This window comes from Arsenicibacter sp. R0_47 (assembly GCF_057652235.1).
In genome coordinates this window covers 555,446-569,652 of record NZ_JBYFCJ010000004.1, presented here as the reverse complement: position 1 = coordinate 569,652, position 14,207 = coordinate 555,446, and the positions used below count along the sequence as shown (strand labels likewise).

The following is a 14,207-nucleotide window of genomic DNA, read 5'->3' as shown; positions in this document are numbered from 1 at the left end:
GGCGTTATTTGTAAGTCCTGAGCTTTGCGCCATCACTTAATAAGAGAACGCCGCCATTACCAATGGTGATTTTGGCAGCCGGCGCTGTGTGATTTGCAGGGATGGTAATTCGATGTAAGAGTTGAACACTATCATGCTCACCTGGAACTCTGTTACATGACCATATTCCCGGATCAGTCCAGTTTCCGGATTTGAGAGTATAAAAAAGCAGACAATCAGTTGGCAGCTTGTATTTAATCTGAGAAAAAGGCCAGTTTGTATCATCGTTTTCGGCGAGCAGGATGCTCCTGTCTGCGTTATATAGAAGCAGGTAAGTATCTGTTTGCGAGCCATTGACGGATTGCGTTTCCACTGTTAATGTATCGTTGTTAACATTCAGATATAACCTGTAACTGCCGGTATTATTCCCGGTATTTGCGGAACTGTCCCATGGCATAACCAGGATATAGTAATCTTGTCCGCGAAAAGACCACTTGAACCAGTCTTTATCGATGGGGGTATCCAGACACACAGAGGCGCTGCTAAACGTCGTTGAAGCAACAGGAGTTGCTGTAGCTGGTGTATTATTCGGTTCCAGAGGATCGCAATCGATAGCAATAAAGGTAAACGAGGTAACCGGAGAAAAGGCAGACTCGTTATCGTCGCTGCATAATGTCTGCACCTGCCATTCATAGGCCTGACCGGCGGCCAGGTCGTACAACTGAAGCTGACTATTGGGAAGATTATCGGCAATGGTCCATGTCTGACTACCTGTCATTCGCCAGCGAAGCCGGTAATGTGCTGCGGGCCCGAAGCTTTGCCACGTAAGTACAGATGAACGGGTTGAATTAAAACTCTTTGTACAGCAAGGTATTGAACACTGCGTTGTAAACTCATTTGCCTGGCCATACTCAGTGCTTGATTGATCCTGACAGATAGCACGAAGCTGCCATTCATAGGTTGTGGAATTGGCCAGATTTGGGAGGGACAAGGAATTAGTCCTCAGGACTTCGCTTATGATCCAGTCCTGTGTTCCCTGCACACGCCAGCGGACCTGAAACCGCTGACCCTGTAACGGTGCAGACCAACGGACACGCGCTGCGTTAGAGGTAATATTATCCGTGTATGCAAAAGTATCAAAATAACAGCCGGTTGTGAATTGTTGAATAGTTGTATAGGCAGAGCTGATTTCGCTTGTGCAGATACTTTGTAAGCGGTACTGATAGGTGGTCTCTGGTTGGAGGTTGCTTAACGTGATATTATTTGACAGAGTAGTAAGGCTATTCCACGTTGTTTCACCGGCTTTTCTCCAGTCAACTTTGTAGGTAAGACCGCTTAAACCTGGCCATGCCAGATTAGCGGAGGTAGGGGATGTCGCCTCAATGGACGTATATGGCAGGGGAGCACAATCGGTTTGAAATGGGTGAAGGTCTGAAAATTCAGACAGGCTGCCGTCTTCACAGATAGATTGTATCTGCCACTGATAACGGGTTTTATTCGTAAGGCCTGTAAGTTGATATCGTTGACCGGATAGGTTAAATACTGTGCTCCATTGAGTTGAGCCCACTTGTCGCCAGCGAAGATTATAGGTATTTGCTTCGCCGCTGAGGCTCCAGCCAAGTAAAGTTTCATCAGGCTTAACCCATAAGACCGATGTGTTCGGAGGTGGTTTACAGGCTGCTGTGAATACGAGCGCATCGGAGTATTCACCGAAAACGGATCCGTTGCATAGTGCCCGTACCTGCCATTCATACTGCTTGCCGGTTTTTAACCCATTGATTTTAACTACATTTTCTTTTACATCAGACTGGCTATTCCATTCCGAAGTACCTGTCTCTCTCCACCTGTACTCGAATATTGTCCTATTATCAATAGGGCTCCAGGATAAATAGGCTGATGAGGGCGTGATCCAAAACGATCCGGTGGATGTGACTTTCTGACATTGAGTTGTGAAGCTGGACATCGGTGAGAAAAGCGAACTGACAGTGTCCTTACAAATTGATTTGACCTGCCATTCGTAGGCCTTTCCGGGAACTAAGCCGGTTAAACTACAGGAAGTAGTGATAACGGGATGAGTAACTGTCCAGACAGGATCACCGACAGCTCGCCAGCGGACAACATAAGCATTTCCGTTTGTATTATTCCAACTCAGGACTGCTGATGTTAAGGCAAGTTTCTGACTTGTGCTAGTAGGAAATTGACAGGCTCCTTGTGCTATAAATGTGCGTACGTTTTCAAAGCCGGAACTTATTTTGTCAGAACAAACGGCTTCAACCTGCCATTTGTATTGTTCGCCCGGAGTAAGTCCGGTTACGTGACAAAGAGTACCCGATAAAACCTGACTGGTAAATGCAATTGTATCATTCAGCTTCCGGACGAACACACGAAAACGGCTCGTACCATTTTTAGCTATCCAATATAAGGTGATGCCGCCATCAGAGGTAGTTTCTTCATAGTAAGCGGTCGGTTTAGAACAGGTTAATGAAAAAGATCTTGGTACAGTGAATAGTGATCTGCTCTCATCAGCACAAACATTCTGAACCCGCCATTCATAGGTTGAGTCAATGGAAAGGCGGGATAATGCAAAGGTATTTATTGACAATAGTGTAGTATTCCAGGGTTGGGTTTCAGAGCTTCTCCACTGTAATTGATAACGGGATCCGCTGAATGAATCCCAGTATACTAAAGCGCTGGTCGGAGAGATACCGTATTCCTGAGTACCTGAAAGTACGTCGCAAGCCGATGTTGAAAAGGAGCGGGGTAATGAATAATCTCCGCCAACACCATCTGCGCAAACTGCCTGTACTGCCCATTCATATCGGGTACTGCTTTCCAGTAAACTTAAACTTAACGAATTGGTCGTCAACACGCCGGACGTTATCCATGTGCCTGTTCCTGTTTTTCTCCATCGGACCCTGTAAGCTAAGCTGTCAATCCTATTCCAGAACAAGTTATTACTGAGGTGCGAACTAAAAATTTCATAAAGTCCCTGTGGGGTTGGACAAGGTATTGTGAACGATCTGATCTGAGTGAAATCTGAAGCTTGGCCCTGACTACATTTACTTCTGATCTGCCATTCATAGGTGATGCCGCGTTTTAAACCGCCCAACGTATAACCTGGTGTGGTTAATGTGTCAACCGTAGACCAGTTCACTGACCCTGATACTCTCCATCTTAATTCATACCGCACACCATAACCAATAGTTCTCCAGTATATTCGCTCGGTTGACGGGCTAAGATTAGCCTCAGCGGTATTATCAGGAGGAGTACATTCGATACGGACAGGCATCGTTAGTGAAAATGCGGAGTGTAGGTTTGGGGAACAAACACTTTCCACTTTAACGTAATACAAAGTCCCTGCTACCAGCTTGTCCAGAAGAAAGTTACTTTCGGATAAAGGCGTACTGATCTGCCATTCAGCAGATTGTTCATTCCTCCAGTGTAGATTCCAGAGGATTCCCGGATCTGATTCCCAGCTAATCGATAATCCGCTGTTTAAGTAGGTATATTGAAATGCATCGGGTGGAAGACAGGGTTGTTTGAATGAGCGGATAGCCGTATAGGCCGAATACTGGTTATCAGTGCACTTCAGTCGTAATTGATATTCATAGTCCGCTCCGGGTGTTAAGCCGGTAAATGAAAATGCGTTGGTCATCAGGTTGGATTCCATGCTCCAGACTGCACTGCCGTTTTTTCGCCAGCGTACTTCATACTGTAAATCAGGGTTTTCATAAACCCATGTTAGTCTGGAAGTGGTTGACGTAAGGTTGCTCAGACTAACGATGACAGGATTAGAACATAGGGCCGTGAATGAGCGGATCGAACTGAAATCAGACATAAGGTTTTCATCGCACACTGTTTTTACCCGCCATTCATATTCTTTACTATAGGTTAAGCCTGTCAGCGTGTAGGTGTGATCTGTAATGACATTGCTTGCCTGCCATTCGGATGTGTTCAATTCTCTCCATTGAACAATAAATTTAGTCGCAGAGGAAGCATTCCAGAATAAAGTTGCAGCACTGGATAAAACTTTCTCTGAAAGAGGTTCGGGGATAATACAGTGGGGTAGAAAAGTATTAATGGCAGTGTAATCAGAGTAATCATTTTCACCACAGACAGCTCTGACCTGCCATTCATAGGTAACTTCCGGCGTTAGACCAGAAAGGGAAACCGATGTTGAGGAAAGATTACTGATGGTTGTCCACTCCGTTTGCCCTGCTTTACGCCATCTAATATCACTTTTAATATTTTCGCCTCTGTTAAACCAGTTTAATTGAATAGAAGCAGGTTTTATCTGGCTTGCAGGTGCCAATGTTGGCAGGCGGCAGGTAGTATTAAAGTAGGCTGATTGGGAATAATCGGAAGAGTCTGCATCGGAACAGAACGCCTTTACCTGCCATTCATAAGTCTTGTTATTAACCAGGTTGCTTACATTGTAATACCATAAAGACGTCTTGTTGCCTTCAGTCCAAATTGTCGAGCCTGAAAGCCTCCATCGGGTACGATACATTTTGGTCTCTCCTGGAGCAGGCCATTCCCACACGATTTGTGCGGTATTGGAGGTCGCTTCCTGCAAGGCGAGTGAACCCGGAATTTTACATATAGCAGCTTGTGGATAAATAGTGGCCGAGGTATCAGAGGGGCTTATTCTGGCTGCAAAAAGTGATGGGAATGAAAACGTGAAAATTATGATGAGAAAAAAGGGGGTCAGTAAACGCCTCATAAATGGTGATATAAGAATGCAGTAATTATAAGGTTATTTTTTGAAATTATATGGATAAATAAACAAAAAATCCCGGCCAGCGGTCATGCCGCTAGCCGGGATAGTATACCGAAGCCCAGGCGATTACGCCTGCTTCATCTTGATCAGGTTCAGGGCCGCACCGGCTTTGAACCACTCAATCTGACCTTCGTTGTAAGTATGATTTACCGGGAACTCGTCAACAGATCCGTCGGCGTGCGTCAGCCGGACGGTCAGTGGCTGACCCGGGGCAAACGTTGTCAGACCCAGGATGTCGATCGAATCGTCTTCCTGTACCTTGTCATAGTCGGCCGGGTTAGCGAAGGTCAGGCCCAGCATACCCTGCTTTTTCAGGTTTGTTTCGTGAATACGTGCGAATGAACGAACCAGGATCGCACGGACACCCAGGTGACGTGGCTCCATCGCCGCGTGCTCGCGTGATGAACCTTCACCGTAGTTTTCGTCACCGACAACTACCGTACCGATGCCGGCAGCTTTGTAGGCCCGCTGTGTGGCCGGTACTTCGCCGTACTCGCCTGTCAGCTGGTTTTTCACGCTGTTGGTCTGGTCGTTGAAATAGTTCACCGCACCGATCAGCATGTTGTTTGAGATGTTGTCGAGGTGACCACGGAATTTCAGCCATGGACCGGCCATCGAAATGTGGTCAGTCGTACACTTGCCTTTTGCCTTGATCAGCAGTTTCAGACCCGACAGGTCGGTGCCTTCCCATGCCGGGAATGACTCCAGCAACTGCAGACGGTCTGACGTCGGGCTGACGAGTACGTTAACACCTGAACCATCAGCGGCTGGTGCCTGGTAACCGGCATCTTCAACGGCATAGCCTTTTACCGGCTGCTGCAGGCCCTGCGGCTCGTCGAGCATTACTTCTTCACCGTCTTCGTTAACCAGCTTGTCGGTCATCGGGTTGAATGTCAGGCTTCCGGCAATGGCCAGTGCCGTAACAATCTCCGGCGACGCCACAAACGCGTGGGTGCTGGCGAAACCGTCGTTACGCTTCGCGAAGTTCCGGTTGAATGAGGTAATGATTGAGTTCTGGCGGCTCGGGTCGTCCATGTGACGCGCCCACTGACCGATACATGGTCCGCAGGCATTTGCCAGTACCACACCACCCATCTGGCCGAATGTATCCAGCAGACCGTCGCGCTCGGCAGTGTAGCGTACCAGCTCAGAACCCGGCGTTACCGTGAACTCAGCTTTTACTTTCAGTTTTTTCTTCGTGGCCTGCTCAGCGATAGACGCCGAACGGGTCATGTCTTCGTACGACGAGTTCGTACATGAGCCGATCAGACCAACGTCCAGTTTTTCCGGCCAGCCGTTTTCTTTAACCGCTTTGGCGAAGTTAGACAGCGGCCATGCCAGATCCGGCGTGAACGGACCGTTTACGTGCGGCTCCAGTTCAGACAGGTTGATTTCGATCAGCTGGTCGAAGTAAGACGCCGGATCAGCGTATACTTCATCGTCGGAGCGCAGGTCGGCAGCAACCACGTCGGCTGCGTCGGCGATGTCCGCACGGTTGGTTGACCGCAGGTAGTCGGCCATTTTCTCGTCGTATGCAAAGATCGATGTTGTCGCCCCGATTTCAGCACCCATGTTACAGATAGTGCCTTTTCCGGTAGCTGACAAGCTTTCAGCACCTTCGCCGAAGTATTCAACGATACAGCCCGTACCGCCTTTTACCGTCAGGATACCGGCAACCTGCAGGATTACGTCTTTGGCAGAAGCCCAGCCGCTCAGTTTACCGGTCAGTTTAACACCGATCAGTTTAGGCATTTTAAGCTCCCATGGCAGACCGGCCATCACGTCGCAGGCATCTGCACCACCGACACCGATAGCGATCATACCCAGACCACCCGCGTTTGGCGTGTGCGAATCCGTACCGATCATCATACCGCCCGGGAAAGCGTAGTTTTCAATCACTACCTGGTGGATGATACCGGCACCCGGCTTCCAGAAACCGATGCCGTATTTGTTCGACACCGACGCCAGGAAGTCATATACTTCTTTGTTTTTATCGTTGGCAATGGCCAAATCCTCTACAGCACCAACTTTAGCCTGAATCAGGTGGTCACAGTGTACAGTTGACGGTACGGCTACTTTTGACCGGCCAGCCTGCATGAACTGTAACAGCGCCATCTGGGCTGTTGCATCCTGCATCGCAACACGGTCAGGGGCAAAATCAACGTATGATTTTCCGCGCTCATTAGCTTGAGTCGGAGTACCGGCTGACAGGTGAGCGTATAAAATTTTCTCCGACAATGTCAGAGGACGGCCTACTACCTTGCGGGCAGCTTCGACGCGTTCGCCCAAACCAGCGTAAACGCGTTGAATCATGTCAAAATCAAATGCCATAGCAAATAATTAACTGGGTCTAAAGTTGCGCCTACATTTTGTTCTGAGTTACTGAATACTGAGCTGCTGTGATCAGCGTAAACCTGAAACACAGCACACAGAACCCGGAACGCTGAACCAAAGATTGATTAACGCAGATTGGTTTTCCGGCCCAAAATTAAGGCATTTTTGGCAATACGGACTTTATACTGATTACAAATACTGAAATAATTGGTAATCAGTATAGATTCAGGGGCTTTCCGGATGGTTTTACCGGAATTTCAGAAAGCCGTAACGGGGCCGTTGGCTCAATTTGAAAAACGACTGACAATAATGTTGGGTTAAATGTCATTGTAATAGTGACAAGCAGATTAGTCCGATGGGATATAGTATTCTGCTAGTATACAACCATAAAACTCAACAGCGAATGAACTCGAAATGGATTGGAGGGGCGGCCTTTTTGGCAGTGATGACAGTTTTTGCAGCCTGTAACAACGACGACGATAACAATAACAACCCCACACCGACAAACAATGTCGTTAACATAAAAGCAGATATTAACGGCTTACAGGAAAAACCAACGTCGACAACCTCAACCGCTACCGGTACCATGACCGGCATGATCGATACAACGACGAACGTTATGAGCTATACTGTGACGTATCAGGGTATCACTCCGACGGCGGGACATATTCACCGGATCGACAGCACAAACGGCACCGGCGCACCGGTCATTCCGTTTGCCAGCCTGACGTCACCGATCAGCGGCACCACGTCGCTGCGCCGTACGCAGCGGGACAGCATCCTGAACGGGCAGTATTACGTTAACTTCCATACGGCGGTCTACCCGAACGGCGAAATCCGGGGCGACATTAAAAAGCAATAGAAAACAAAGGATTACCATAAAAAGGGGCTGGTGTTTCTGAACGCAGCCCCTTTTTCTGTTTATTTACCCTGCTGGGCGGGTGGGTTCACCATAATATGTGCCCGGTGTGTGCCGGGGTCCATGATCCAGGGCATGCCCGGAGCCGCCGGCGAGGTCGGCAGGCCGGTGCTTTCGGCCGTGGCATAAGGGATATAAACCACACCCCGCTGGTACCCGTCTTTTACCTCACCGGTGGTCAGGTCCACATTTTCCTCTTTTGCGGTATAAACGAACAATGAAGACGGGTGCTTCGGCATCGCCCACTTACCGCTTTTCACTTCAGACTCCCGGATTTTCAGAATCTCATCCGGCTTTTTGCCTTCCTGTTTCAGTTCACGGCCCCGTTTCATAAACGGCTCAAGATCGCGGTGATAACACGATACGCTGAAGCCTTTCTGCGCCGGATCATCGGCCAGACAAATCATTTCGTTTGTGCCTTTCCTGAGTTCAACAAGCTGGTTAGTAGTATTATAGCCCATAACCGTTGCGCCGTCGCGCTTATCGGCCGGCGCAGCAAGGGTGGCCAGTTTAATCTGAATAGCGGCCGGCGGAACGGGTGTCTGGGCAATCGTACGGAGTGCCATAACGGTAAGCGGCAGGATAAAGAATCGTTTCATGCTGATTATGCGGTTTAGTTTTGTATGCCTGCAAGTTACAGGTTAAGAAATGGAAAACGGATAATTAAACAGTAAATCGGAAAGTAGTCAAAAAACGTATTTTGTGTTAACGGAAAGAGCAGAAACGGTTTCCGTATCCGGTATTCGCTAAAAAAATACGCAGATGAAAGATAATTCAATTAACTTCGGTGTAGTTACGTGTAAAACGTACATATTTACTCACGTTAAAGTATAAAACGAGTTTCCTGGAATATGATTCTCATTGTTGATGATAGGCCAGAAAATATTCTTCCCCTTAAAAAGATTCTTGAACTGCATCAGTTTCCGGTCGACAGTGCGGAATCCGGTGAAGAAGCTTTAAAAAAGGTACTGAAGAATAACTATTCTGTTATCATTTTAGACGTTCAGATGCCGGGTATGGACGGCTTTGAGGTTGCCAATGCTATTGCGGGCTTCAGTAAGGCTCGCGATACGTCCATTATCTTTCTGTCGGCGGTAAATACCGAGAAAAAATTTATTACCAAAGGCTACAGCTCAGGCGGTATTGATTACCTTACGAAACCGGTTGATCCGGATATTCTGGTGCTGAAAGTGAAGACCCTGCACCGTTTATACAAACAGCAGGAGGAGCTGAGAGAAGCCCAGAAGGCATTACAGAAGGAAGTGGAGGTCCGGAAACGGGCGCAGGAAGCCCTGGCCGACCGGATGCAGGAACTACAGTCTGTCATGGAGTCATTACCGCAGATCGCGTTTACTGTCACTACGGAAGGCCGGATTGAATACGTGAATAACCACTGGTTTCTGTATTCGCAGGATGAAAACACATTTCCTGAACTCCATCCCGACGATCATCATATTTGCGAAGACTGGGAAATTGCCCGTGCCGCCGGGGAGGAGTTTTTCAGGGAGGTCAGGCTGCGGGATCTGCACACAAAAGCGTACCGGTTTTACCTGCTCCGGATTGTGCCCGTACGCCAGCAGGACACTGTTGTGCGCTGGGTCGGTACGTTTTCCGACATTCATGCCCAGAAAGTAACGGCTGAAATGCTGGAACAGGAAGTCAGCAAGCGGACACAGGAGTTACTGGCCAAAAACAATGAGCTTGAGCGGACTAACCACGAACTGCAGCAGTTTGCGTGGGTGGTGTCGCACGATTTAAAGGAGCCGCTGCGGAAAATTCAGGTTTTCAACGACATGGTCAAGGAAAATTACCTGAAAGATAATCCGGAGGCAGTGTCGTACCTGGATCGTTCTATCCGGGCATCGGCCCGCATGGCGCGGCTTATTAAAGACTTGCTGGCCTACTCGCAGCTGACGATGCCTGCCCCGTTTGTGCCGACAAACCTGAATGAGCTGATGCAGGAGCTGATGACCGATTTTGAAGAGACAATCAGCCGCAAGAAAGCACGGATCACGATCGAAACCTTACCGGTTGTGGAGATTGTGCCCGGCCGGATCCGGCAGGTGTTCCAGAACCTGATCAGCAATGCCCTGAAATTTTCCCGGACCGATCAGGCGCCTGATATCCGGATCCGTGCAGAACTCATCCGCGATAAAGACATTGACAGTCCGGCTTCGGATACGGGTGACTTTTGCCGGATTGTTGTGGAGGATAACGGCATCGGCTTCGATGAAAAGTTTCTGGACCGGATTTTTGTGATTTTTCAGCGCCTGGAAACGCAGGGAAATTACGAGGGTACCGGCATCGGACTAGCCATTGCCAAAAAGAATATTGATAAACATGGCGGCCTGATCTGGGCACGCAGCAAGGTAAGCGAGGGGTCTCAGTTTATCATTGTGCTGCCGCTGGTACAGAGCCCTGAACCGGCCGTGATTCTTACTCCGTAAACCGGAACTACTGCCGTGTGGCCAACCGGCTGCCTTTACCAACTTCGTATACTGACGAAATTTTACGCCCAACGTTCACGCATTCAATGACATCAGCCGCTACTACTGTCATCCGACAGTTACAGATTGTTTTCTCAGCGTCAATCCTGATTCTGATCCTGAGCTTATTTGCTTCCTATTACAGCACGCAGAAGCTAATCGATAACTCGAAGCTTGTTAACCATACCAATCAGGTATTGCTGGAAGCCGAGAATGTTATCTCGTTTATGAAAGACGCCGAAACCGGACAGCGGGGCTATCTGGTGACGCTCGATGAACGCTTTTTAAAGCCATATACGGGAGCTTATGAGAAAGTAACAAATTCTTATGAGACACTTCAGACGCTGACAGTGGAAAGTCAAACGCAAAACCGTAATCTGGAGCTGGTTAAAAGCCTGTATGAAAACAAGTTTGCGCAGATGCAGCGGGTTGTTGATCTGGTGCGGCGCTCGAAACGGTCAGCACAGGATACGCTGGCCCGCCATCAGGAGATGCTGAAGGGCATGAAGATCATGGATGATCTGCGGCTTGTCGTTAACCGGATAAAAAAAGATGAAAACGCATTACTGAAACGGCGCCTTGAGCAGCAACAGTTTTATATTACCTATACGCCGTATCTGCTGGCACTGGCGGCCATTATTTCCATCCTGATTACGGTCAGTACCTATCTCCGTATCAAGCGGGATCTTGACGAACGCATTGCCCGGCAACGGGAAGCAGAGGCCCTCTACCGCGAAACAACCGGCCGGATAACGGCGATGGAACAGGTGACTTCGGCTATTGCCGGTGGTGATTATACGGTCCGGTCGCAGGATGAAAAAGAGGATGAGCTGGGCCGGATCGCGAGAGCGCTCAACAGCATGGCCGGATCGCTGGAGCAAACATTCAATGATCTGAAAGACAGAGACTGGCTACAGACAGGCACGGTCTCCCTCAGTGAGGCTATGCGTGGCCAGCGGGAGCTTAAACGGCTGGCGGCGAGTCTGATTGATAAACTGGCTAACTATGTGAAAGCCCCGCTGGGGACGATGTACATCATCAACGAAGATGGTACCTATTCACTGATGGCAGGGTATGCCGCCAAGAACGCTCCGGTCCGGATATTGCCCGGTGAGGGGCTGGTCGGACAGGTTATTTCGACGAAGAAAACGATGGTCGTATCAGACTTTCCGGAGACCTATTTTGACATTAATTCGTCTCTGGGCTCAGTGCGGCCGACTGCCGTTGTCATTCTGCCGCTGATTTACGATCAGGTTTGCATCGGGGTAATTGAACTGGGCTTACTGAAAGCGCCTTCTGCGCTGGAACTCACGTTTCTGGAGAGTAATACCGAGGCACTGTCCATCGGGGTCAACTCGGCGCTGGATTACATCAAGCTACAGAATTTCCTCGAAGAAACACAGGCCCAGTCGGAAGAGCTTCAGGCGCAGCATACCGAGCTGGAAAACCTGAACGCCGAGCTGGAAATGCAGGCCCAGAAACTACAGGCGTCGGAAGAAGAACTCCGCGTGCAGCAGGAGGAGTTGCAGCAGACCAATGCCGAGCTGGAAGAACGAAGCTTCCTGCTGGAGGAAAAAAATGCCGAAATCCAGCGCAAAGCCGAAGAACTGGAAATCAGCACCCGCTACAAATCGGAGTTCCTCGCCAATATGTCGCACGAACTCCGGACGCCGCTGAACTCAATCCTGCTGCTGAGCCGGCTGCTGTCTGAAAACGACGAAGAAAACCTGACCCTCGATCAGGTAGAATACGCGAAGGTCATTCAATCGTCGGGGAACGGTCTGCTGGGGCTGATCGACGAAATTCTGGACCTGTCGAAAATCGAAGCCGGCCAGATGAAGCTGGAATACCTGGATGTGGCCGTCAATGATATTACCTCGGAGTTATCGGCCCTGTTCACGCCGCTGGCACGGGAGAAAAAACTCGACTTTTCGATCAGTGTGGCGCCGAATGTGCCGCCAATGATTGAAACCGATAAGATGCGGCTTGGCCAGATTCTGAAAAACCTTATTTCGAATGCCCTGAAATTCACGGCAAAAGGTAGCGTTACGATTGCCGTACAGCGACATCCGAAACAGAAGGACGTCGTTTGTTTTGCCGTAAAGGATACCGGTATCGGCATTGCCGCCGATAAGCAGCACCTGATCTTTGAAGCCTTCCAGCAGGCCGACGGATCGACAAAGCGCAAATACGGCGGAACGGGCCTGGGCCTGTCGATCAGCCGCGAGCTGGCCAAACTGCTGGGCGGCGAAATCCTGCTGACCAGTACGCCGGACAAGGGCAGTGAGTTTACGGTCTGTATACCGGTGGCACCCGATAAGGAACTGCTGTTGCCCGAAAAAGCCCCGGTGATTACGAAGGCTATTGAGCCGGTTGTGGTCCCCGCCATTCCGGTGGTTGTAGAAACGAAAGAGCATCAATACATTAGTACCATTATACCGGCCGCTATTCCGGATGACCGGAAAGACATTACTGAACATGATAAAACCATCCTGATCATTGAAGATGACACCGGTTTTGCCCGCTCGCTGCTGGATTATTCGCGGAAACGCGGGTACAAAGGCATCGTGTCGGTCCGGGGGGACGAAGGGCTCGAACTGGCCGGTATCTACCAGCCGCATGGCATTCTGCTTGATATCCAGCTGCCGGTCATGAGTGGCTGGGAGGTGATGGATGCCCTGAAGGCCAACCCGCGGACACGCCATATTCCGGTCCATATCATGTCATCGCACCGGCTGAAAAAAGAAAGTATCCTGAAAGGCGCCATTGACTTTGTGAACAAACCAATGGCCTTTGAGCAGATGCAGGATGTCTTCAAAAAAATCGAGTGTGTGCTCGACCGGAAGGCGAAAAAGGTGCTCATTATTGAAGATAATCCGAAACACGCGAAGGCACTGGCCTATTTCCTTGAAACATTCAGCATTAATTCGGAGCTGGAAAGCGATGTGAACGCCGGCATCGATGCGCTCAAGCGGAAGGAGGTCGATTGTGTGATTCTGGATATGGGCATCCCCGACTCGAAGGCCTATGAAATGCTTGAAGAGGCGCGGAGAACGCCGGGGCTCGAAAACTTACCGATCATTATCTTTACCGGCAAGAGTCTGTCGATGGCCGAAGAGCTGAAAATCAGGAAGTACGCTGATTCGATCATTGTGAAAACGGCTCATTCATACCAGCGTATGCTGGATGAAGTATCCCTGTTCCTGCATCTGGTTGAGAATAACAAAGGGTCGGGAAGCCCCGGTCTGGAAGAACGTAAGCTGGGGGCGCTGAGTCAGGTACTACAAAACCGGACGGTGCTGGTAGCCGACGACGATGTGCGGAATATCTTCTCGCTGTCGAAAGCGCTGGAAACCTATAAGATGAGTGTCGTGACGGCCCTCGACGGGAAGGAGGCGTTGCAGAAACTGACCGAAAATCCGGCAATTGATGTGGTTTTGCTCGATATGATGATGCCGAAAATGGACGGGTACGAAACCGCCCGGAAGATCCGCGAAAACAGCCGCTGGAAGAACCTGCCGGTAATTGCCGTAACGGCCAAGGCCATGACCGGCGACCGGGAGAAATGCATTCAGGCCGGAGCGTCTGATTATATTACCAAACCGGTTGATATCGATCAGCTGATGTCATTACTCCGCGTCTGGCTGTACGAACGGTAAGCGGATAGTTAACAAACGAAATGAGCAGCTAAAGGGATAAAAATCAAACA

The 14,207-nt window shown here is 49.5% G+C and carries 6 protein-coding genes; 3 read left to right on the top strand and 3 right to left on the bottom strand.

Annotated elements, in window-relative coordinates; genetic code table 11:
- Positions 1 to 4: 4 nt before the first annotated feature.
- Together AC23NW_RS11400 and AC23NW_RS11395 are read right to left on the bottom strand one after the other, a co-directional pair.
- Positions 5 to 4,702 carry a fibronectin type III domain-containing protein gene (locus AC23NW_RS11400; protein ID WP_487449597.1) on the bottom strand — a complete coding sequence of 1,566 codons (4,698 nt, stop codon included), beginning with the start codon at positions 4,700 to 4,702 and terminating at the stop codon, positions 5 to 7.
- A gap of 123 nt (positions 4,703 to 4,825) precedes the next feature.
- On the bottom strand, positions 4,826 to 7,090 hold the full coding sequence (locus AC23NW_RS11395) for an aconitate hydratase (RefSeq protein WP_487449595.1): 2,265 nt from the start codon (positions 7,088 to 7,090) through the stop codon (positions 4,826 to 4,828).
- 406 nt (positions 7,091 to 7,496) lie between these two features.
- Between AC23NW_RS11395 and AC23NW_RS11390 the strand changes: the two genes are divergently transcribed.
- Positions 7,497 to 7,955 (top strand): CHRD domain-containing protein, encoded by a 459-nt coding sequence (locus tag AC23NW_RS11390; protein WP_487449593.1) that lies wholly within the window; start codon positions 7,497 to 7,499, stop codon positions 7,953 to 7,955.
- Between the two features lie 59 nt (positions 7,956 to 8,014).
- Here AC23NW_RS11390 and AC23NW_RS11385 read toward each other — a convergent pair whose 3' ends face one another.
- Complete coding sequence (locus AC23NW_RS11385; RefSeq protein WP_487449591.1) at positions 8,015 to 8,611, bottom strand: hypothetical protein; 597 nt, start codon at positions 8,609 to 8,611, stop codon at positions 8,015 to 8,017.
- A gap of 252 nt (positions 8,612 to 8,863) precedes the next feature.
- On the opposite strand from AC23NW_RS11385, the gene AC23NW_RS11380 reads away from it, so the two are divergent.
- Positions 8,864 to 10,459: a hybrid sensor histidine kinase/response regulator gene (locus AC23NW_RS11380; RefSeq protein ID WP_487449590.1), complete on the top strand. Its 1,596-nt coding sequence runs from the start codon at positions 8,864 to 8,866 to the stop codon at positions 10,457 to 10,459.
- Positions 10,460 to 10,545: 86 nt separating this feature from the next.
- On the top strand, positions 10,546 to 14,157 hold the full coding sequence (locus AC23NW_RS11375; protein ID WP_487449588.1) for a response regulator: 3,612 nt from the start codon (positions 10,546 to 10,548) through the stop codon (positions 14,155 to 14,157).
- The last annotated feature ends 50 nt before the right edge of the window (positions 14,158 to 14,207 follow it).

Bases quoted from the DNA above. Each gene is read 5' to 3' on its own strand.
- AC23NW_RS11375 (WP_487449588.1), top strand. From the start codon at position 10,546: ATGACATCAGCCGCTACTACTGTCATCCGACAGTTACAGATTGTTTTC.
- AC23NW_RS11380 (WP_487449590.1), top strand. From the start codon at position 8,864: ATGATTCTCATTGTTGATGATAGGCCAGAAAATATTCTTCCCCTTAAA.
- AC23NW_RS11390 (WP_487449593.1), top strand. From the start codon at position 7,497: ATGAACTCGAAATGGATTGGAGGGGCGGCCTTTTTGGCAGTGATGACA.
- AC23NW_RS11385 (WP_487449591.1), bottom strand. From the start codon at position 8,611: ATGAAACGATTCTTTATCCTGCCGCTTACCGTTATGGCACTCCGTACG.
- AC23NW_RS11395 (WP_487449595.1), bottom strand. From the start codon at position 7,090: ATGGCATTTGATTTTGACATGATTCAACGCGTTTACGCTGGTTTGGGC.
- AC23NW_RS11400 (WP_487449597.1), bottom strand. From the start codon at position 4,702: ATGAGGCGTTTACTGACCCCCTTTTTTCTCATCATAATTTTCACGTTT.